The sequence below is a fragment of the Tropicibacter sp. S64 genome, assembly GCF_049803835.1.
Taxonomy (GTDB): domain Bacteria; phylum Pseudomonadota; class Alphaproteobacteria; order Rhodobacterales; family Rhodobacteraceae; genus Pacificoceanicola.
The window spans coordinates 144,338-163,583 of sequence record NZ_JBNAGK010000007.1 but is presented as its reverse complement, the minus strand read 5'-3'; the positions used below and the strand labels follow the sequence as shown (position 1 = coordinate 163,583).

At 66.3% G+C, this 19,246-nt stretch carries 19 protein-coding genes; 12 read left to right on the top strand and 7 right to left on the bottom strand.

Features of this window, described 5'->3' with window-relative positions; translation table 11 throughout:
• The first annotated feature begins 147 nt into the window (after positions 1–147).
• The 4 genes from ACP159_RS13025 (at position 148) to ACP159_RS13010 (ending at position 3,902) form a co-directional block, all read left to right on the top strand.
• On the top strand, positions 148–1,212 hold the full coding sequence (locus ACP159_RS13025; RefSeq protein WP_425100158.1) for a Gfo/Idh/MocA family protein: 1,065 nt from the start codon (positions 148–150) through the stop codon (positions 1,210–1,212).
• A gap of 1 nt (position 1,213) precedes the next feature.
• A complete protein-coding gene (locus tag ACP159_RS13020; RefSeq protein ID WP_425100157.1) occupies positions 1,214–2,104 on the top strand; it encodes an NAD(P)-dependent oxidoreductase in 891 nt (296 codons plus the stop codon).
• Entirely contained in the window at positions 2,101–2,823 is a 723-nt protein-coding gene (locus ACP159_RS13015) for an SDR family oxidoreductase (RefSeq protein WP_425100156.1), read from the top strand. Before ACP159_RS13020 ends, ACP159_RS13015 begins: the two co-directional genes overlap by 4 nt.
• Positions 2,824–2,990: 167 nt before the next feature.
• Positions 2,991–3,902: a DMT family transporter gene (locus tag ACP159_RS13010; protein ID WP_425100155.1), complete on the top strand. Its 912-nt coding sequence runs from the start codon at positions 2,991–2,993 to the stop codon at positions 3,900–3,902.
• A 56-nt stretch (positions 3,903–3,958) separates the two neighbouring features.
• Here ACP159_RS13010 and ACP159_RS13005 read toward each other — a convergent pair whose 3' ends face one another.
• Positions 3,959–4,693 carry an SDR family oxidoreductase gene (locus tag ACP159_RS13005; protein ID WP_425100154.1) on the bottom strand — a complete coding sequence of 245 codons (735 nt, stop codon included), beginning with the start codon at positions 4,691–4,693 and terminating at the stop codon, positions 3,959–3,961.
• Between the two features lie 98 nt (positions 4,694–4,791).
• The gene (locus ACP159_RS13000) at positions 4,792–6,573 is read right to left on the bottom strand and encodes an IlvD/Edd family dehydratase (protein ID WP_425100153.1); all 1,782 of its coding nucleotides are present in this window, start codon (positions 6,571–6,573) and stop codon (positions 4,792–4,794) included.
• 153 nt (positions 6,574–6,726) lie between these two features.
• On the opposite strand from ACP159_RS13000, the gene ACP159_RS12995 reads away from it, so the two are divergent.
• Both ACP159_RS12995 and ACP159_RS12990 read left to right on the top strand, forming a co-directional pair.
• On the top strand, positions 6,727–7,218 hold the full coding sequence (locus ACP159_RS12995) for a hypothetical protein (RefSeq protein ID WP_425100152.1): 492 nt from the start codon (positions 6,727–6,729) through the stop codon (positions 7,216–7,218).
• A 1-nt stretch (position 7,219) separates the two neighbouring features.
• A complete protein-coding gene (locus ACP159_RS12990; protein WP_425100151.1) occupies positions 7,220–7,918 on the top strand; it encodes an RraA family protein in 699 nt (232 codons plus the stop codon).
• A gap of 159 nt (positions 7,919–8,077) precedes the next feature.
• Here the strand turns inward: ACP159_RS12990 and ACP159_RS12985 are convergent, their stop codons facing one another.
• Positions 8,078–8,974, bottom strand: coding sequence for a phytanoyl-CoA dioxygenase family protein (locus tag ACP159_RS12985; protein ID WP_425100150.1), 897 nt, complete (start codon positions 8,972–8,974; stop codon positions 8,078–8,080).
• A gap of 104 nt (positions 8,975–9,078) precedes the next feature.
• Between ACP159_RS12985 and ACP159_RS12980 the strand changes: the two genes are divergently transcribed.
• Positions 9,079–10,080 (top strand): LacI family DNA-binding transcriptional regulator, encoded by a 1,002-nt coding sequence (locus tag ACP159_RS12980; RefSeq protein ID WP_425100149.1) that lies wholly within the window; start codon positions 9,079–9,081, stop codon positions 10,078–10,080.
• 19 nt (positions 10,081–10,099) lie between these two features.
• Here ACP159_RS12980 and ACP159_RS12975 read toward each other — a convergent pair whose 3' ends face one another.
• The 3 genes from ACP159_RS12975 to ACP159_RS12965 are packed head-to-tail and all read right to left on the bottom strand — an operon-like array spanning position 10,100 to position 13,042.
• On the bottom strand, positions 10,100–11,032 hold the full coding sequence (locus tag ACP159_RS12975) for an NAD(P)-dependent oxidoreductase (protein WP_425100148.1): 933 nt from the start codon (positions 11,030–11,032) through the stop codon (positions 10,100–10,102).
• A gap of 19 nt (positions 11,033–11,051) precedes the next feature.
• Positions 11,052–12,446, bottom strand: coding sequence for an FAD-binding oxidoreductase (locus ACP159_RS12970; RefSeq protein ID WP_425100147.1), 1,395 nt, complete (start codon positions 12,444–12,446; stop codon positions 11,052–11,054).
• Positions 12,443–13,042 (bottom strand): LysE family translocator, encoded by a 600-nt coding sequence (locus tag ACP159_RS12965; RefSeq protein WP_425100146.1) that lies wholly within the window; start codon positions 13,040–13,042, stop codon positions 12,443–12,445. Before ACP159_RS12965 ends, ACP159_RS12970 begins: the two co-directional genes overlap by 4 nt.
• A 220-nt stretch (positions 13,043–13,262) precedes the next feature.
• Here ACP159_RS12965 and ACP159_RS12960 point away from each other — a divergent pair, with 220 nt between their 5' ends.
• The 5 genes from ACP159_RS12960 (at position 13,263) to ACP159_RS12940 (ending at position 18,551) form a co-directional block, all read left to right on the top strand.
• Positions 13,263–14,024 carry an SDR family oxidoreductase gene (locus ACP159_RS12960; protein WP_425100145.1) on the top strand — a complete coding sequence of 254 codons (762 nt, stop codon included), beginning with the start codon at positions 13,263–13,265 and terminating at the stop codon, positions 14,022–14,024.
• A gap of 9 nt (positions 14,025–14,033) precedes the next feature.
• On the top strand, positions 14,034–15,185 hold the full coding sequence (locus ACP159_RS12955) for a fumarylacetoacetate hydrolase family protein (RefSeq protein ID WP_425100144.1): 1,152 nt from the start codon (positions 14,034–14,036) through the stop codon (positions 15,183–15,185).
• A complete protein-coding gene (locus ACP159_RS12950) occupies positions 15,182–16,099 on the top strand; it encodes a sugar kinase (RefSeq protein WP_425100143.1) in 918 nt (305 codons plus the stop codon). Before ACP159_RS12955 ends, ACP159_RS12950 begins: the two co-directional genes overlap by 4 nt.
• Entirely contained in the window at positions 16,096–17,061 is a 966-nt protein-coding gene (gene denD / locus ACP159_RS12945) for a D-erythronate dehydrogenase (RefSeq protein ID WP_425100142.1), read from the top strand. The genes ACP159_RS12950 and denD overlap by 4 nt, the downstream gene beginning before the upstream one ends.
• A 221-nt stretch (positions 17,062–17,282) precedes the next feature.
• Positions 17,283–18,551: a sensor domain-containing phosphodiesterase gene (locus ACP159_RS12940; RefSeq protein WP_425100141.1), complete on the top strand. Its 1,269-nt coding sequence runs from the start codon at positions 17,283–17,285 to the stop codon at positions 18,549–18,551.
• Positions 18,552–18,563: 12 nt separating this feature from the next.
• On the opposite strand, the gene ACP159_RS12935 is transcribed toward ACP159_RS12940, so the two are convergent.
• Entirely contained in the window at positions 18,564–19,148 is a 585-nt protein-coding gene (locus tag ACP159_RS12935) for an HNH endonuclease (protein WP_425100140.1), read from the bottom strand.
• Positions 19,149–19,246: the final 98 nt, after the last annotated feature.

Sequence of the window (19,246 nt, the reverse complement as noted above, 5' to 3'; positions counted from 1 at the left end):
TTCTCCTGGTGCGGGCGTTGTCTGTGGGGGGGGTTGGGGTGGGGGGGGGGGGGGGGGGGGGCGCCCCCCCCCCCCCCCCCGGCCGGGGGCTCCGCCCCCGGACCCCCGGGGATATTTGAAGCAATTGGAAGCAGGGAAGACGCGCCCATGACAGAGGCTTTGCCAGTTTGCGTGATCGGGGCGGGGTCGATCGGCCAGCGCCATATCGAGGTCGCAACGCTTTCGGATCGGGTGGACCTCATCGCTGTGGTGGAGCCGCATGCGCCCTTGCGGGAGGCTTTGGCGGCCAAGGGGTTGCCGATGGTGGCCACGCTGGACGAGGTTCCGGCGCAGGTGCGCGCGGCGGTGATCGCGACGCCGACGCAGGATCACCACGGCTCGGCACTGGCCTGTCTGGAGCGGGGATGGGGCGTGATCGTCGAGAAGCCGACTTGTGCGACGCTGGACGAGGCGCGGGAAGTCGTTGCGCAGGCGGAGACCAAGGGCCTGCCACTCTTCACCGGCCATCACCGGCGCTGCCATCCGTTTTCCATCGCGGCGCGGGAAGCCTTGGCGCAGATCGGCGATCTGGTGGGAGTGCAGGGGCTGTGGTCCCTGCGCAAGCATGACACCTATTATGACGCCGACTGGCGCAGGATGCCGGGCGCCGGACCGCTGCTCACCAACCTGACGCACGAAATCGACCTCCTGCGTTTCTTCGTCGGCGAGATGACCGAGGCGAGCGCCCTCCTGTCCTCGGCGCGACGCGGCTTTGTCATCGAGGACACGGCGAGCGTTGCCTTCCGGTTCGCGAACGGGGCGCTCGGCTCCTTTCTGATCTCGGACGCCGGAGCCTCGCCCTGGTCCTTCGAGGCGGCGAGTTACGAGAACCCGGCAATTGCCGGGTCGGGCGAGGATTACCTGCGCTTCGTCGGGACGGAGGGGGCGTTGGCCTTCCCGTCCTTGACCCGCTGGGGACGGAGCGACGAGGGCGAGATCGAATGGTCGAAGCCGTTGCGGCGTCATGACGGCCAGACCTTCCCCCGCATCGACCCGCTGCTGGCGCAGATCGAGCGGTTTGCAGTCGTGATGGCGGGCGGCACGGATGATGTGCTCTGCACCGGGCAGGACGGCATCGCCGCCATGGACATGACCCTCGCCGCCGCCCTTTCGGGGCACACAGGTCGTCCGGTGAAGGCGGGCGAGGTTCCCGGAGATTACACAGGAGTATGACATGAGCAAGGAAACCATCGGCTTCATCGGGCTGGGCCTCATGGGCCGCGCCATGGTCGGCTGTCTTCAAGGCAATGGCTATCCGGTGATCGGTCTGGGCAACCGGGATCGCAGCGGCATCGAAGAGATGATCACCCGGGGCGGCAGCGAGGCCACCAATGCACGGGAGCTGGCCAAGCAGGCGGACATCGTCATGCTCTGCGTCGGCACCTCGGAGCAGGTGGAGAGCCGGATCTTTGGTGAGGACGGCGTTCTGGCCGGAGCGAAGCCGGGGCAGATTATCATCGACTTCGGCACCTCCCTGCCCGCCTCGACGCTGAAGATCGGCGCGGCGCTGGCGGAAAAGGGCGCGGTCTACCTCGATGCGCCGCTGGGCCGCACGCCCGCCCATGCGAAGGACGGCCTCCTGAACATCATGTGCGCCGGGGACGCGGCAGCTTATGAAAAGGTCAAGCCGGTGCTGGACGTGCTTGGAGAAAACGTCTTCCACCTCGGCAAACTCGGCAACGGCCACACGATCAAGCTCATCAACAACTTCTTCGCCATGACCACCGCGAACGCCATGGCTGAAGCCTTTGCCATGGCCGACGCGGCGGGGATCGAGCGGGACGCGCTGTTCAATGTCATGGCGGCAGGACCGAACAAGTCCGGCATGATGGAATTCATCCGCAACTACGCGGTGGACGGCAGGATCGACCTCGCCTTCTCCGTTGCCAACGGCGCGAAGGACGTGGGCTACTACCGCCAGATGGCGCGCAGCCTCGGTCAGGAGAGTTTGATGTCGGTCAGCGCCGACACGACCCTGCGCAAGGCACGGGACGGCGGCTCGGGTGACTTGATGATCCCGGAAATGGTCGACTGGATGGTAAGGAACCTGGGGAAAGAGACATGAGACTGCAAGGAAAACGCGCCTTCATCACCGCCGCCGGGCAAGGCATCGGTCGTGCCATCGCGGAGGCCTACATCCGCGAGGGGGCCATCGTCACGGCGAGCGACCTCAAGGCGGAGCTGCTGGAGGGCCTCGATTGCCGGACGCAGGCGCTCGACGTCACCGACAAGGCGGCGCTGACCAAGGCGGTGCAGGACGCCGCGCCGGACATCCTCGTCAACTGCGCGGGCTACGTCCATGGCGGCACGATCCTTGAGGCCACCGACGACGACTTCGAGTTTGCCATGCTCCTGAACGTGCGCTCGCAGTTCCACTCGATGCAGGCGGCCATCCCCGGCATGCTGGAACGCGGCGGCGGTGCCATCGTCAATATCGCGTCCGTCGCGGGCAGCATTCTCGCCGCCCCCGGGCGCTGCATCTACGGCACGTCGAAGGCGGCGGTGATCGGCCTGACCAAATCCGTGGCCAAGGACTTCGTGACGAAGGGCATCCGCGTCAACTGCATTTGCCCCGGCACGGTCGACAGCCCCTCGCTGCACGACCGCCTGAAGGCAACCGGCGACTATGAAGCGGCCAAGTCGGCCTTCATCGCCCGCCAGCCGATGGGCCGGATCGGACAGCCGGAGGAAATCGCCAACCTCGCGGTCTACCTCGGCTCGGACGAGAGCAGCTTTACCACCGGGCAGAGCCACATCATCGACGGCGGCTGGGCCAACGGCTGATCCATCGCGATCCCCGCTGCCCGGCGCACAGGCATCGGGCGGCGGAATGCTGGGTATTTTTGCCAAGAAGAAACATGCGGGCTGCCCCCCGTCTTCTTCTTGGTCCAAATACCCGAACGGCGCAACGGCATGGCCGGACGCGCCTTCCAGACGATAGTGGAATCCGAATGTCCGAAGCGAAACCGATCGAAGACCGCACCGGCGCGGGTCTGTCGCTCATGGCGCTGGCCGTGGTCTTCTTCACCTGCATCGACAGCTCGGCCAAGTGGCTGATCCTCGGCGGGTTGCCCGCGCTGCAGGTGGTCTTCGTGCGGTATTTCGGGCATTTCCTCGTCGCCGTGGCGCTCTACGGCACGCGGGAGGGACGGGAGGCCTTCGTTTCCAACGCACCGGGCAAGCAGCTGCTGCGCAGCCTGTTCCTGCTCGGCAGCACCGTGTTCAACTTCTCCGCGCTGCAATACCTGCCGATCACCGTGACCACGACGATCATGTTTGCAGGGCCCATCGTGGTGACGCTGCTGGCCATCCCGATCCTTGGCGAAAAGGTCGGCCTGCGCCGGATCATCGCGGTCTGTACCGGCTTTGTCGGCGTGCTGGTGGTGATGCAACCCTGGGGCGTGGAGTTCCACCCGGCGATGTTCCTGAACCTCGCGGCGCTCTGCATGGCCTCGCTCTACTTCGTGATGACGCGGCTGCTGGCCGGGGTCGAGGGCAACGCGGCGCAGCAGATCTGGGCCTCCGGGATTGCCGCCGTGGCGCTGGTGCCCTTCGTGCTCACCGGCTGGGTCTGGCCGGAGGGCGTGGACTGGATCGCCTTCGGCCTGATCGGCATCTTCGGCGCGTCGGGGCACATCGCGGCGACCACGGCGCACCGTCTGGCGGATGCCTCGATCCTCGCGCCGGTGATCTATATCCAGCTTTTCCTTGCCGCCCTCGCCGGGATTGCGCTCTTCGACACCTGGCCGACGCTCTGGACCCTGGCGGGTGGTACCATCATCATCGCCTCCGGCCTCTACATCTGGCAGCGCGAACGCGCTGTCCGGGGCCGGGTCCGTCGTCCGATCCCGCACACGCGCTGAACAACGAAAAAGGCCGGGCGCCCCGCCCGGCCTGATCCTGCGTCAAGACAGTGTCGTCACCCCCGCCCGATATAGGGCATCGCGCTTGCCATCACCGTCATGAACTGCACGTTCGCCTCCAGCGGCAGCGAGGCCATGTGCAACACCGATTTCGCCACGTTCGACACATCCATAACGGGCTCCACGGCAATCGAGCCATCCGCCTGCGGCACGCCCTTGGTCATCTTCGCCGCCATGTCGGTCAGCGCGTTGCCGATATCGATCTGCCCGCAGGCGATGTTGTACGGGCGGCCATCCAGCGAAATGGACCGCGTCAACCCGGTGACCGCGTGCTTGGAGGCGGTGTAGGGCGCGGAACCCCAGCGCGGCACATAGGCAGAGACGGACCCATTGTTGATGATCCGCCCGCCCTGCGGGTCCTGCGCCCGCATCCGGGCAAAGGCCGCCCGCGCGCAGATGAACGAACCGGTCAGGTTGATGTCGATGGCGCGGCGGAAATCGGCGACCGAGGTCTCGTCGATGGTGCCGCCCATGACGGAGACACCGGCGTTGTTGAACAGGCAGTCGAGATGCCCCCACTCCGCCACCGCCTTGTCGAAGGCCGCGTCCACGCTGGCCTCGTCCGAGACGTCGCAGGGCAGCGCCAGAACGCTGTCATGCTCGGCGGCCAAAGCCTCCAGAGGCTCCGCCCGTCGCCCGACGACGCCGACGCGCCAGCCGGCCTCGACGAAGGCCAGCGCACAGGCCTTGCCAATGCCCTGCCCGCCGCCGGTGATGATGATGCTTTTCATGTCTGTCCCTCCGGTTGCCGCCGGGCGCGATCAAAAGTCTTTGAAAGACTTTTGCAAATTTCTTTGAAAGAAATTTGTTCGCGTGCCCGGTCGGTCGTTCAGTGATTGTCGCGCGGCAGCGCCTTGGCGACCTTCTGATAAGCCGTCGCCAGTTCGAGGCAGCCGCCATCGGCCAACTGGCCCACGTGGCGGCGATAGATTTCCTGCCAGGGCGTCTGGCTGACGATCTCCGGCGCCTCCCAGGCGTCGATCCGTGCCTGCCACTCGGCCTCGTCCACCAGCGCATCCATGCGCGAGGCATTGAGGTCCAGCCGAACCCGGTCGCCAGTCTTCAAATGGGCAAGCCCCCCGCCGACAACCGCCTCGGGCGAGGCGTTCAGGATCGAAGGCGACTCCGACGTCCCCGACTGGCGCCCGTCGCCCACGGTCGGCAGGTGGTTGATGCCCTGCTTGATCAGCGCGTCTGGTGGCTGCATGTTCACCACCTCCGCCGAGCCGGGATAGCCGACGCAGCCGACACCGCGAATGAACAGGATGGAATTCTCGTCGATGCCGAGCGAGGCATCGTTGATCCGGTCGTGGTAATCCTCCGGCCCTTCGAAGACCACGGCAGTGGCCTCGTAGACGCCCTCGTTGCCCGGCTCCGAGAGGAAGCGCTTCTGGAAGTCGGCGGAGATCACCGAGGTCTTCATCAGCGCCGAGTCAAACAGGTTGCCCGAGAGCACCTTGAACCCGGCGTTCTTGCGCATGGGCGCGTCCACGGTCTTGATAACGTCATGGTCCATGCTCTCGACGCCTGCGAGGTTCACGCCCATGGTATTGCCAGTGGCCGTCATCGCGCCGGTATGGATGCGCCCGGCCTTCATCAATTCGCCCATGACCGCAGGCACGCCGCCGGCACGGAAGAAGCTCTCGCCAAGGTATTCCCCGGCGGGCTGCATGTTCACCAGCAGCGGCACGTCGAAACCGACCGTCTCCCAGTCCTTCACGTTCAGGTCGACCCCGGCATGACGCGCCACCGCCTGCAGGTGCGGCGGGGCGTTGGTGCTGCCGCCGATGGCGGAGTTGACCACGATGGCATTCTCGAAGGCTTCGCGGGTCAGGATGTCCGAGGGCTTCAGGTCGTCGAGCACCATCTGGACGATGCGCTTGCCGGTCTCGAAAGCCATGCCCATGCGCTCGCGGAACGGCGCGGGGATGGCGGAGTTGCCGGTCAGCGACATGCCAAGCGCCTCGGCCATGGCGTTCATCGTCGAGGCGGTGCCCATGGTGTTGCAATGGCCCAAGGACGGCGCGGAGGCGCAGACGCGGGACATGAACTCCTCGTAGTCGATCTTGCCCTCCGCCAGCAAACGGCGCGATTCCCAGACGATGGAGCCGGACCCGGCCCGCTTGCCCTTCCACCAGCCGTCGAGCATCGGCCCGCCGTTCAGCGCAATCGCCGGGATGTCGACCGTGGCCGCGCCCATCAGCATGGCGGGCGTGGTCTTGTCACAGCCGGTGGTCAGCACCACGCCGTCGATGGGATAGCCGTGCAGCACCTCCACGAGGCCGAGATAGGTCAGGTTCCGGTCGAGCGCCGCCGTAGGTCGCTTGCCGGTCTCCTGAATGGGATGCACCGGGAATTCCATCGGTACGCCGCCCGCCTCGCGGATGCCCGCCTTGATCCGATCCATCAGGAAGACGTGGATCTTGTTGCAGGGGGCCAGATCGCTGCCGGAGTTGGCGATGCCGATGATCGGCCGCTCGCCCTGCAACTCGTCGCGGGTGAAGGCGCTGTTCTGGTAGCGCTCGACGTACAGGGCGGTCATGCCCGGGTTGTTGGGGTTGTCGAACCACTCCTGCGAGCGGAACCGCTTGTTGGCGCGCGTGTCTGACATGGTTGTCCTCCCGAATGACAGGGGCGCACGATTCCCGCGTCTGCCCTCTCGCTTGCAGCAGCATTTCAATTTGGTATACCAAATGCAAGAGCTACTCGCACCGACTGCCGCAGAGACCTGCAGCGCCGGGCGTGGACCCTCGGGGAGGACGACATGAGACAGATACTGGCCGCGATGGCCCTTGTGGCAACAAGCGCGGTGCCCGCCGCCGCGGAGATGGACATCGCCGCGGCGAAAAGCTGCCTGATCGACGCCCAGACGAAGCGCGGCGATCCCTCGGTCTGCATCGACGCGGCCCACGCCGATTGCCTGGCCGCGCCGGGAGACACCCCGAGCGTCGCCGCGCTGTGTTTCGCGACGGCACGGGACGACTGGGGCACGGGCATCCGCGCCGAGATGGACCGCATCAAGGCCGAGGCGCCCGAGGACATCGCCACGGTCACCGCCATCGACTTGAAATACGACCTGATCCTGGCCCTGACCCAATGCGACCGCATGGAGGAACTGGCGGGGATCGGCGGCACACCCGCCGCCGTGATCGAACGGGAAAAGGCACGCTGCATGGCCAGCGCATCCGGCTTTGCCTATGCCCGGCTGCTCTGGCGGTCTGCCACGATGCCTGAACAGGCGCCCAAGGAGAACTGAGATGATCGAAGAACCGCCTTTCCTGACGATCCACAAGGGCGCCCCGCGCCCGACACAGGCGCAGATCGACGCCTTCCGGGGCGTGCCCACCGGCTTTGTCTGCGATGCGATGAACGGCAAGGGGGCGCTCGACACCGCCATCGGGCCGATCGGCTTTGGCCGGGACTACGACTGCACCTGCGTCGGCCCGGCACTGGTGGCGGACAATGGCCCGGCAGAGATCCTCGCGACGCTGGCGGCGGTGTCGATGATCCAGCCGGGGGATGTGGTCGTGGCGGCGGTCGAAGGCCATCAGGGCTGCTCCGCCTCGGGCGATCAACTCATGGGCATGATGAAGAACGCCGGGGCGGCGGGGTTCGTCACCGACGGGCCGATGCGCGATTACGAGGGCATCGTCGAGGTCGGCCTGCCTGCCTTCTGCACCGGGCTGAACCCGAATTCGCCCTATGGCAGCGGCCCGGGCGCGGTCGGCGGCGCGGCGGTGGTCGGCGGCATGCGCATCGCCACGGGCGACATGCTCATCGCAGACCGCAGCGGGGTTGTCGTGGTGCCCTTTGCCGAGATCGACTCGGTGCTGGCGAAGCTCGAAGAGGTGAAGGCGCTGGAAGCCGATCTGGAAGCCAAGGTGGCGGCGGGCTTCTGTGCGCCCCTCGATCTCGACGCGCTGGTGGCCGAGGGCAAGGCGGTTGTGAAGGGCTGAGCCTTCTGGCGAGGTGTTTCGCCGCGCTGCGCGCGGCGACCGGGGGCGGCTCCTTGCGGAGCCGCCCCCTTTTCGACTGGCCTGTGGCCAGTGGGGCTTCGCCCCGAGGTATTTCTGGACCAAAGAAGCGGGCGGTTGCGCACCGGGCCTCCCCGTGGGTCACATCATGGCAAACGCGCTTTTCGCGCCGCCGGACATCTGCGTCTTGAAGATGGAGGTGTTGTCCTTCGCGGGCGGCAAGGGCAGCAGCACCGGGACGTTTTCCAGCCGGGGGGTCAGGCTCGGCTGGCCGGTGACGATGCGGGTCTGGAGGTCGTCCCAGAAACCGCGCTGCCCGAGCGAGTGGATGTAGCTGGACCCGCCGAGCAGCGGCCAGGCGTCTCCCGCGGCCAGTTCATAGAACAGGATCAGCCGGGCGCGGTCGGAGACGTTCGGCGCGGAGCCGTGCAGCAGGCGGACATGGTGCACCGTCATGCTGCCCGCCTTGCCGGTCAGGGTCACGGCCTTGTCCTTCTCGAACAGCGGATCGTCCGGGTCGATGGCCCCGCAGAAGACGCCGTCGTTGTGGTGGCTCAGGATCGGGCCCTTGTGGGTGCCGGGGATGACCATCAGCGGGCCGGTGTCCGCCTCCACATCCGCGAGGTTGAGGCCGAAGGCCAGCAGGCTGTCGTTCGTATGCGGGTAGAAGGCCCAGTCCTGATGCCACTCCACCGCAGCGCCGCCGCCCGGGGCCTTCGTGTTGAGCTTGGCTGTGTTGATGTAGGTGTCCGGGCCGAGCAGGTCTGTCAGGACTTCGGTGACTTTCGATTGCGTCAGGATTTCCCAGTAATACGGGTCGATCTTGTGCGGCAGCTTGATCCGGGTCAGGCGGGGATTTTCAGGCCCGTGGCCCTTGTCGAGGTCGTAGCGGTCGTTGCTTTGCGTAACGGTGCGCGAGGCGTCGATCAGCCGGTGCGTGATGTCCTGCAACTTTGCCAGTTGCTCAGGCGTCACCACGTCCTCGACCATCAGGTAGCCGTTCTCCGCGTAAAAATCCTTCTGGTCCTGTGTCAGCATCGCGCGTTTCCTCCCGGGGTGCCTGGCGATGGTATCGATACCATCGTTGCATGGTATCGATACCATCGGTATTCCTGACCCGTCAAGACAGAGGGCAAGGCGGCATGGCGGGAGAGCGGAAATGGGTGACCATGGGCGACGTGGCGGCGCGGGCCGGCGTGGGCAAGATCACCGTGAGCCGGGCCTTGCGCGATCCGTCGAAGGTGACGCCAGCGACGCTGGAAAAGATACAGGTCGCGGTGGCGGAGCTTGGCTATGTGCGCGACGAGACGGCCGGGGCGCTGTCCTCGCAACGCTCGCGGATCGTCGGCGCGCTGGTCTCGACGCTGGAACAGCCGGTCTTTGCCTCCACCATCCGGGGACTGACGGAGGGGCTGGCGGAGGGTGGCGTGCAGCTGCTGCTCGGCGCCACGCAATACGATCCGCAGACCGAGGCCGCGCTGATTTCCGCGATGCTGGGGCGCCGGCCGGATGCGCTGGTGCTGACCAGTTCGGAGCACAGTCCCGAGGCGCGGCGGCTGCTGGAGCGGTCCGGGGTGCCGGTGATCGAGCTTTGGGAATTGCCGGATCGCCCCGTGCATCATGCGGTGGGCTTTTCCAACCGCGAGGCGGGGGCGGCGGTGACGCGGCACCTGATTGCCTCCGGTCGCCGCAGGATCGCCTTTCTCGCCACGGACCGGCCTGCGGACACGCGGGCGCGGCTGCGCGAAGACGGCTATCAGGCGGCGCTGGCGGGACGCGCCCTGCCCCGGCTGCTGCGGATTCCGGTGGACGCCGCGATGAGCGGCACGGATTACGGCGCGGCGGGGCTGCGGGCGGTGCTGGAGCGCTGGCCGGATACGGATGCGGTGGTCTGCGTGAGTGACGCGCTGGCGCTTGGCGCGGTCTCGGAGGTCCGGCGGCGCGGGATCGCCGTGCCCGGGGCGCTGGCGATCACCGGCTTTGGCGATGTGGATTTCGCCGGGGAAAGCGGGCTGAACCTGACCACGGTGCGCATCGACGGTGAGGCCATCGGACGGCGGGCGGCGGCGCTGGTTCTGGAGGGGGCCGATGCGCCGCAGCGCATCGACATGGGGTTCGAGGTGGTCCGGCGCGGGACCGGGTGAGCATGATTTTAGTCTAAAATCATCCTCGCCCTGCGGCGCCTTTTTTCACTTCCTCTTCGAGGTCGACACCGTTCATCCGTGCCACATGGTCGGCGAGGAACGGCACATAGTCGTCCGCGTGGCCGATGGCCTCCACATGGGCGTAATACTGCCGCGTGGCGGAGGCGATCAGGGTCAGCGCCCCGGCATCCGCCGCCATGGCGTTGGCATAGCGCACGTCCTTCGAGGCATTGGCGATGGTGAACTTGTGCGCATCCCGGTTGCGATCCACGGCGTAGCTCATGAAGGTGTCGAAGAAGCCGTTGCCCAGACGGGACGAGCCGATGACCTTCTGCACCGTCTGTGGCGAGATGCCGACCTTGGTGCCCAGCACCGTCGCCTCCGCGTAAAGCGCGGCGTAGGACATGGCGATGAGGTTCATCAGCAGCTTCATCTTGTGGCCCGCGCCGGTGCCGCCGACGTGGTTGATGTTGCCCGCCCAGCACTGGATGATCGGCAGGACGCACTCAAAGACGCTGTCATCCGCGCCAACCATGGCGTCGAGCGTGCCCGCTTCGGCCTCCTTGGGCGTGCGGCCCAACGGCGCGTCCACTAGCTTGCCACCCTTCTCGGCCAGTTCAGCCGCCAGTTTCATCGTCGAGGTCGGATCGGCGGTGGAGCAGTCGATCACGATCAGGCCCTCGCGCGCCCCGGCGAGAATGCCGTCCGGGCCGTGGTACATGGCCTCGATCTGCGGCGAGTTGCCGAGGCAGAGGTGGATGACATCGCATTGCTGCGCCATCTCGCGGGCGGTCTGCACTTCGGTTGCGCCCATGCCCAGCAGGCTCTCCACAGGCACGCGGTTGCGGTTGCCCTTGATGACCAGCGGGTAGCCGCCCTGAAGGATGTTCTTCGCCATGCCGTGGCCCATCAGGCCCACGCCGATGAAGCCGATCGTCGGTTTGTCCGTCATTGGTCTTTCCTCCCTTGTGTTATTCCGCAGCCCGCGCCAGCCCTTCCGGCGGCAGCATCTTGCCCGGGTTCAGGATGCCTTTCGGGTCCAGAGCCTGCTTGATGCTGCGCATGTATGCGACGGCGGGGCCGTGTTCCTCATGCATGAATTTCTGTTTGCCAAGGCCGATGCCATGCTCGCCCGAGACCGTTCCGCCAAGGCGCAGCGCGGTTTTGGCCAGAGCCACGGTGAAGTCCTCGGCCCTTGCCATCTCATCGGCATCGTCCGGGTTGACGCTGATCCCGGCGTGGAAATTGCCGTCCCCCACATGACCGACGATGGTGCTGGTCAGGCCGAGGCGCACCGCGTCCTCCTGCGCCTGCACCACCGCTTCGGCCAGCTGGCTGATCGGCACGCAGACATCCGTGGGCCAGAGGCGCTTGCCCGTGCCCAGCGCGGCGGAGGCATAGTGAGCGGAGTGGCGCATCTTCCAGAGCGCGGTGCGGTCCTCGGCCTTCGTCGCCGTCTTCCAGCCTTCCGCGCCGAACTCCGCCGCGATCTCGCCGAACTGCGCCATCTGCTCGGCCACGCCCGCCTCAGAGCCGTGGAATTCAAGGAAAAGATGCGGCATCTCCGGCAAGCCCGCGTCCGCATAGGCGTTGAAGCCGCGCACCATCATGTGGTCGAGCAGCTCGATCCGCGCCATGGGAAGGCCGGACTGGATGGTCAGGATCACGCAGTTCACCGCGTCCTCGACGGAGGTGAACCGGCAGGTGGCGGCGGCGGTGGCCTCGGGAATGCCCTGAAGCCGCAGGGTCAGTTCGGTGATGATGCCGAGCGTGCCCTCGCTGCCGACCATCAGGTGCGTGAGGTCATAACCGGTGGAGCTTTTGCGCGCCCTGGTGCCGGTGCGGATCACCGTGCCGTCGGCCATGACCACCTCCAGAGCGAGGATGTTCTCGCGCATGGTGCCATATCTGACCGCCGTGGTGCCGGAGGCGCGGGTGGCGGTCATGCCGCCGATGGAGGCGTCCGCGCCGGGATCGACCGGGAAGAACAGGCCGGTGGTGCGCAACTCTTCGTTCAGCGCCATGCGGGTGATGCCCGGCTGCACCACGGCGTTCAGGTCCTCCGCGTTGACCTGCAGGACGCGGTTCATGCGGGTCATGTCGAGGGAAATCCCGCCGTGGATGGCGAGGTGCTGGCCCTCCAGCGAGGAGGCCGCACCGACCGGGGTGACCGGGCAGTCCTCCGCGTGGCAGATCCTCAGGATCGCGCTCACCTCCTCGGTGCTTTCGGGATAGGCCACCGCGTCGGGGGGCGTGTTGGGGTAATATGTCTCGTTCTGGCCATGCAGGGTCCGCTCGGCGGCGCTCGTGGCGAGACGATCCCCGAGCAGGTCCGCGAGGCGAGTTATCGCGTTGGCAATGGTCATGGGCGTTTCAGTCCGGAATAGAGGGCGAGCGCAACGACGAGCAGCATGGAGGCCGCCATCAGGTAGTTGATGCGGCGCTGGTGGGTCTCGCTCAGGTTCAGCCTGTGTAGGGAAGCCCCGGCCCAGAGCCAGCCAAGGTGGATCGGGATCCAGATCGCGTTGACGATCAGCAGCTTGGCCACGGTCTCGAAAACGAGGTTGTCCGGGGCGAAGGGGAACCCTGCAAAAAGGGTGGTGTTGACGGCGTAAGCCTTGGGGTTGATCGCCTGCAAGGCAATGCCGGCGAGGATCGCGGGCGGGGCCTTGGCCTCGATGAAGGCCAGCCTGGACCCGGCAAAGGCGATGCGCGACGCGAGGTAGAGCAGGTAGGCCACGGAGGCGACCATGAGGATCGTGCGGATCACCGGGACCGAGAGCACCACGGCAGCGACGCCGCTGATCACCGCGAGGGAGACGAGGTTGGTGCCGATGAACAGCCCGGTGACATAGCGCAGCCCGGCGCGGAAGCCGTAGGCGGCGCCGAGACCGGCGGTCGAGAGCACCCCGGGACCGGGCGTGACGATCAGGAAAAACGCCGCGGCGGCAAAGGTCAGCATGGGCCGGGCTTTCGGCGGAGGGGCATGTCGGAAGTCCTCCCACGGGGCGGGTTGCATCGGCCCCCATTTGGTATACCATTTGCGATAAGACGGGCTCGGACCCGGAATGTCAACGCTTCGCCTCACGTCTGGCGCGGGCAAATTCCTTGCCAAGGAATTTGCAAGAGTTTTCGAAAAACTCTTGCACCGCGGGACGACGGGGCGGCGCGAGGGAGGATACATGCATCTGTTCGATCTCAGCGGGCGCCGGGCGCTCGTCACCGGCTCTTCCATGGGAATCGGTCTGGCGCTGGCGCGCGGGCTGTCGCAGGCGGGGGCGCATCTGGTGCTGAACGCGCGCAATGCGGAGCGGCTGGAGGAGACCGCCGACACCCTGCGGCGCGAGGGCGCGACGGTGGACACCCTGCCCTTTGACGTCACGGACGGGGAGGCCACCCGCGCCGCCATCGACGGTTACGAGGCGGGTCATGGCCCCATCGACATCCTCGTGAACAACGCCGGGATGCAGCACCGCACGCCGCTGGAGGACTTCCCGGCGGACGCCTTCGACCGGCTCATGCGCACCAATGTCTATTCCGTCTTCTTCGTCGGACAGGCCGTCGCGCGGCACATGATCACCCGCAATCGCGGCAAGATCATCAACATCGCCTCCGTGCAGACCGCCCTCGCCCGCCCCGGCATCGCCCCCTACACCACGACCAAGGGCGCGGTGGCGAACCTGACCAAGGGCATGGCGACCGATTGGGCCAAATACGGCCTGAACTGCAACGCCATCGCGCCCGGGTATTTCGACACGCCCCTGAACGCCGCGTTGGTGGCCGACCCCGAGTTTTCCGCCTGGCTGGAGAAGCGGACGCCCGCCGGGCGCTGGGGCAAGGTCGAGGAGCTTGTCGGCGCCTGCATCTATCTGTCTTCCGACGCTGCCAGCTTCGTCAACGGGCACACGCTGTTCGTCGACGGCGGCATCACCGCCAGCTTGTAAGAGGTCATCATGCTGCCGCATCAGAACACCGATCCGAAGGCCACCCTTGTCGGGCGCATCTGGCGTCCCGGGATTGGGCCTTGCCTCGTCACCCTGCGCGGGCAGGAGGTGGTCGACATCACGTCGAAGGACGCGCCGACCATGTCGGACCTGCTGGACCTCGTCGATCCCGTGGCCTTCGTGAAGGCCGCCCCGGGCGAGACCGTCTGCACCCTCGCGGACCTTGCCGCCGCGTCGAACGAGACCGCCGGCCCCGACGCCCTGCGCCTCCTCTCCCCTGCCGACCTTTCCGCCATCAAGGCCTCCGGTGTGACCTTCGCCGAGTCGATGGTCGAGCGGGTGATCGAGGAGCAGGCGGCGGGCGACGCCGACCGCGCCGATGCGATCCGCAAGAAGGTCAAATCCGCCATCGGCGACAGCCTCTCCGGGATCGAACCGGGCAGCGAGAAGGCGAAGGAGGTCAAGCGCGTGCTTCAGGCCGAGGGCCTCTGGTCCGCCTATCTCGAGGTCGGCATCGGCCCCGATGCGGAGGTCTTCACCAAGTCACAGCCGATGGCGTCGGTCGGGTTCGGCGCGGCGGTGGGCCTGCACCCGATCAGCACCTGGAACAACCCGGAGCCGGAGATCGTCCTTGCGGTCAACGCCCGGGGAAAGATCAGGGGCGCGACCCTCGGCAATGACGTGAACCTGCGCGACATCGAAGGCCGCTCGGCCCTGCTGCTGGGCAAGGCGAAGGACAACAACGCCTCCGCCGCTTTGGGTCCCTTCGTGCGGCTCTTTGACGAGACCTACGGCATGGGTGACGTGGAGAGCGCGGAGCTGACGCTCAAGGTCACCGGGACCGACGGATTCGAGCTCAACGGCCATTCGTCGATGAAGAAGATCAGCCGCCGTCCCGCCGACATCGTGAAACAGACCATCGGTCGCCATCACCAGTATCCGGACGGCTTCTTCCTCTATCTCGGCACGCTCTTTGCGCCGATCCAGGACCGCGACGCGCCGGGTCAGGGCTTCACCCACAAGCTCGGCGACGTGGTGACCATCAGTGAGCCGACGCTCGGCGCGCTGACGAACACGGTCAGGCTCTCCACCGAGGCCCCGGAATGGACCTTCGGCACGCGGGAACTCATGCGCAATCTGGCGCAGCGGGGTCTGCTGTGAGCCACTTCCTCAGCCTTGGCGAGATCATGGTGGAGATGGCCCCGGCGGAGGGCGGGCTGTTCCGCAAGGGTTATGCCGGGGATACATTCAACACCGCGTGGTACGCGCGGCGGCTGCTGCCCGAGGCATGGGAGGTGTCCTATGGCACCGCGGTCGGCACCGATGCGGTCTCAACCGACATGCTGGACTTCATCGCGGCGCAGGGCATCGGGACGGAGACGATCCGGCAGGATGCGAAGCGCACCTTGGGTCTCTACATGATCACGCTCGACCGGGGCGAGCGCAGTTTCAGCTACTGGCGCGGGCAATCGGCGGCGAAGACGCTGGGCGACGATCCGGCCTGGCTGGATCATATCCTCGAAGACAAGACCCTCGTGCAGTTCTCCGGCATCACCCTCGCCATTCTTCCGCCCGAGGGGCGCAGTGCGCTCTGCGCGGCGCTGGCACGGGCACGGGCGCGGGGCACCCATGTCGCCTTCGACACCAACCTGCGGCCAAGGCTGTGGGAAGATGCGCCGACCATGGCGGCGGGGCTGAAACTCGGGGCCTCGGTCTCGGACACCGTGCTGCCGAGTTTCGACGAGGAGCAGCTGTGCTTCGGCGACACCCTGCCGGACGAAACCATCGCCCGCTATCGCACCCTCGGGGCCACCTGCGTCGCGGTGAAGAACGGCGCGGAGATGTGCCATGTCTGGTCGGAGGCGGAGGGCGATTATCGCTTTGACCCGCCCGCCGTTCCGGAGGTCGTGGACAGCACCGCCGCAGGCGACAGCTTCGGCGCCGGGTTTCTCGCGACCCGCGCCATGGGCGGCAGCGTCGCGGAGGCAACGCAGGCGGCGGCGGGCCTCGCCGCACAGGTCATCCAACACCGCGGGGCGCTCGCCTCGCAGATTTTCGAGGGAGGAAACCCATGAACATACTCATCATCGGCGGCGGCGGCATGGTCGGCCAGAAGCTGGCCAAAAAGCTGGCGGCACGCGGCGAACTCGATGGCAAGCCCATCGCGAAACTGACCCTTGCCGACATCAACGATCCGGCCCGCATCGAGGCCCCCTTCTCCACCCGCTACACCACCTGTGACATCTCGGACCGGGCCTCTGTCGATGCCACGATTCCGGCGGATGTGGACGTGATCTACCTGCTGGCGGCGGTGGTCAGCGCCCATGCCGAGGAAGACTTCGATTTCGGCTACAAGATCAACATGTACGGCACCATCAACGTGCTGGAACGGGCGCGGGCCTTGGGGACGAAACCCAAGCTGGTCTTCACCTCCTCCATCGCAGTCTTCGGCGGCGAGGTGCCCCAGCCCTACGATGACAACTCCGCGCTGAACCCGCAGATTTCCTACGGGGCACAGAAGCTCATCGGCGAACTCCTGGTCGAGGACTACAGCCGCAAGGGCTTCATCGACGGGCGCGGCTTCCGCCTGCCGACGATCTCCGTGCGTCCCGGTGCACCGAACCGCGCCGCCTCGGGTTTCATGTCCTCGATCTTCCGCGAGCCGCTGCAGGGCCTGCCCGCCAATTGCCCGGTGGACAAGGATTTCCCGCATTTCTACCTCTCGCCGCGGCAATGCGTCGAGAACCTCGTGACGGCGGCGGAAATCGACGGCGCGGCCTTCGGCAAGCGCCGCTGCATGACCATGCCGGGGCGGGTCTGGACCATCGGCCAGATGATCGACGCCATGACGGCGGTGGCCGGGCCGGAGCCGGCGAAGCTCATCACCTGGAACCCGCAGCCGGAGATCCAGACGATCCTCGACGGCTGGCGGCTCGACCTGCGCCCGCAAAAGGCCGCCGCTCTGGGCCTGAAGGCTGACGAGAGCTTCGAGGACAATATCCGGTATTTCCTCGAAGACGACCTGCCCGGCCAGTAAGATCCCCGTATCAGCGCAAAGGAAAGGGGGCCGGCGGCTCCCTTTCCGCGTTTACGGGCCATGGGATAGGGATGAAGCGTCTCAGCGTCAGGCAATTGGTTAACGCACCGGGATTGCTTGACAATTTCCCGCAACCTGCGCTTGAATGAGTCGCAGTTATATGGTTTCCTGCGTGAAAGTGCCTTTCCTGCCCGGACTGGCCCGCCGCAGCTTTGGTTCCGATGCCAACGAAACCAGACGACCCGGAGCCTCAGACCTTGATCTCCCACGACTTCCGAGAAGCCCTGTCCACTGATGTCGGGAACAAGCCCGAGAACCTGCGCTGGAAGAAACGTCGCATCCTGAAGGCGCTGCGCGAAATGTTCGACATGGACGCGGCGTTCATCTCGCGGTTCATCGATACAGACCGGGTGTTCGAGGAGGTCGACATGGCGCCCGGCGACCTGCCCTTCCGGCTGCAACCCGGCACCGGCTCCGATCTCACAACAAGTTATTGCTACCGCATCGCGCTCGGTATCACGCCCGAACTCATCGCGGAGGCCGGGATCGAACCGACCGTCGCCGACATTGCCGAGACCTTCGCCCTGCCCGTCGGCGGCCATATCAGCGTGCCGATCCGGCTGTCGACCGGGGCGATCTACGGAATGCTTTGCGCATTCAGCCGCCAACCCAAACCCGATCTCACCGAGCGCGACCTCGCGGTCTTCACGCTCTGCGCGGAACTCCTCGCCCGGGACATCGAGGCCATGGCGGTGGAGCAGGTGCTGAACCCGGAAGATGCCAACCAGTTGCAGCGGGCGCTGGAGAAGAAGGACTTCCGGTTCTTCGTGCAGCCCATCGTGTCGATGTCGGAGAACCGGGCGCTGGGCTACGAGCTGCTGACGCGCTTCCCGGAACGGCTGGGCCTGACGGAGGACATCTTCCGCCGGGCGAAGTATCTCGACATGATGTCCTCCGTCGAAGAGGTCATCGCGCGCGGAGCCAACGAGGTGCTCGAATGCCTGCCGGACGGCGTGTTCCTGTCGATCAACTTCTCGGTGTCCTCCATCGAAGACCTCGATTTCGCGTCGATCTTTCGGCCGCAATACCGCAATCGCGTGGTGATCGAGATCACCGAACACGAGAAGGTCCCGAATTACGAGAGCTTCGGAGCGTCCGTCGACGCCCTGCGGGCGCTCGGGTTCCGCATCGCCATCGACGATGTCGGCGCGGGGTATTCCAGCCTGCGGCACGTGCTTGTCCTGCATCCCGATTACATCAAGCTCGACCGGTCGCTGGTGCGCGGCATCGACAAGGACAGCGAACGCAGCACGCTGGTGTCCGCCCTGCGGGCCTTTGCCCGGCTGCAGCGCGCGAAGGTCATTGCCGAAGGGATCGAGACCGATGGCGAACTGGCCGAGATCAAGCGGCTGGGGATAGACAAGGGTCAGGGATACCGGCTTGGCCAGCCGGTGCCCTATCGCGACGCCCTGGCGCCGCCGCCGTCCTGAGCCGGGGCCGGCTCAGGCTTCCAGTTCGGCGTCCCAGTAGAGGAAGTCCATCCAGCTTTCGTGCAGGTGATTGGGCGGGAACTTCCGCCCGAGGTTGAGCAGCTCCTGCGCCCCCGGCTGGCGCGGCGGCTTGCGCAGGGAGAACCCCACCTGCCGCACGCTCCGCGACCCCTTGCGCAGATTGCAGGGCGCACAGGCGGCGACGACGTTCTCCCAGGAGGTGATCCCCCCGGCAGCCCGCGGCACCACGTGATCGAAGGTCAGCTCGGACTTGCTGCCGCAGTACTGGCAGCGGAATTCGTCCCTCAGAAAAAGATTAAAGCGCGTGAAGGCCACGCGCTTTCTCGGTTTTACGTAGTCTTTCAGGACAACGACGCTGGGTATTCGCAGGGTCATGCTCTGAGAATGCACGACCTCGTCATACTCGGCGACGATGTCCACCCTGTCGAGATAGGCCGCCTTGATCGCCTCCTGCCACGGCCAGAGGCTCAGCGGATAATAGGACAAGGGCCTGTAATCCGCGTTCAGCACCAGCGCAGGGTGCTGCTTGAGCGCGCCGGGTTCGCGCACGAAGCTGGTTCTGAATTCGCCGTCCATTGGGGGACTCGTCCTCCGCCCTGTCTGCCTCTCGTCCAAGCACAAGAGCGGGACAGCCCGCCCCAGTGAGCACCACTATATCTCGCGTTTCGAGTCGC

What these genes read in the sequence shown, in the direction of transcription:
- ACP159_RS12970 (WP_425100147.1), bottom strand. Translation starts at nt 12,446, where the DNA reads ATGACCATTGCCAACGCGATAACTCGCCTCGCGGACCTGCTCGGGGAT.
- ACP159_RS12995 (WP_425100152.1), top strand. Translation starts at nt 6,727, where the DNA reads ATGAGACAGATACTGGCCGCGATGGCCCTTGTGGCAACAAGCGCGGTG.
- ACP159_RS13025 (WP_425100158.1), top strand. Translation starts at nt 148, where the DNA reads ATGACAGAGGCTTTGCCAGTTTGCGTGATCGGGGCGGGGTCGATCGGC.
- ACP159_RS12990 (WP_425100151.1), top strand. Translation starts at nt 7,220, where the DNA reads ATGATCGAAGAACCGCCTTTCCTGACGATCCACAAGGGCGCCCCGCGC.
- ACP159_RS13015 (WP_425100156.1), top strand. Translation starts at nt 2,101, where the DNA reads ATGAGACTGCAAGGAAAACGCGCCTTCATCACCGCCGCCGGGCAAGGC.
- ACP159_RS12965 (WP_425100146.1), bottom strand. Translation starts at nt 13,042, where the DNA reads ATGCTGACCTTTGCCGCCGCGGCGTTTTTCCTGATCGTCACGCCCGGT.
- ACP159_RS12975 (WP_425100148.1), bottom strand. Translation starts at nt 11,032, where the DNA reads ATGACGGACAAACCGACGATCGGCTTCATCGGCGTGGGCCTGATGGGC.
- denD (WP_425100142.1), top strand. Translation starts at nt 16,096, where the DNA reads ATGAACATACTCATCATCGGCGGCGGCGGCATGGTCGGCCAGAAGCTG.
- ACP159_RS12980 (WP_425100149.1), top strand. Translation starts at nt 9,079, where the DNA reads ATGGCGGGAGAGCGGAAATGGGTGACCATGGGCGACGTGGCGGCGCGG.
- ACP159_RS12940 (WP_425100141.1), top strand. Translation starts at nt 17,283, where the DNA reads ATGCCAACGAAACCAGACGACCCGGAGCCTCAGACCTTGATCTCCCAC.
- ACP159_RS13010 (WP_425100155.1), top strand. Translation starts at nt 2,991, where the DNA reads ATGTCCGAAGCGAAACCGATCGAAGACCGCACCGGCGCGGGTCTGTCG.
- ACP159_RS13020 (WP_425100157.1), top strand. Translation starts at nt 1,214, where the DNA reads ATGAGCAAGGAAACCATCGGCTTCATCGGGCTGGGCCTCATGGGCCGC.
- ACP159_RS13005 (WP_425100154.1), bottom strand. Translation starts at nt 4,693, where the DNA reads ATGAAAAGCATCATCATCACCGGCGGCGGGCAGGGCATTGGCAAGGCC.
- ACP159_RS12935 (WP_425100140.1), bottom strand. Translation starts at nt 19,148, where the DNA reads ATGGACGGCGAATTCAGAACCAGCTTCGTGCGCGAACCCGGCGCGCTC.
- ACP159_RS12960 (WP_425100145.1), top strand. Translation starts at nt 13,263, where the DNA reads ATGCATCTGTTCGATCTCAGCGGGCGCCGGGCGCTCGTCACCGGCTCT.
- ACP159_RS12955 (WP_425100144.1), top strand. Translation starts at nt 14,034, where the DNA reads ATGCTGCCGCATCAGAACACCGATCCGAAGGCCACCCTTGTCGGGCGC.
- ACP159_RS12985 (WP_425100150.1), bottom strand. Translation starts at nt 8,974, where the DNA reads ATGCTGACACAGGACCAGAAGGATTTTTACGCGGAGAACGGCTACCTG.
- ACP159_RS13000 (WP_425100153.1), bottom strand. Translation starts at nt 6,573, where the DNA reads ATGTCAGACACGCGCGCCAACAAGCGGTTCCGCTCGCAGGAGTGGTTC.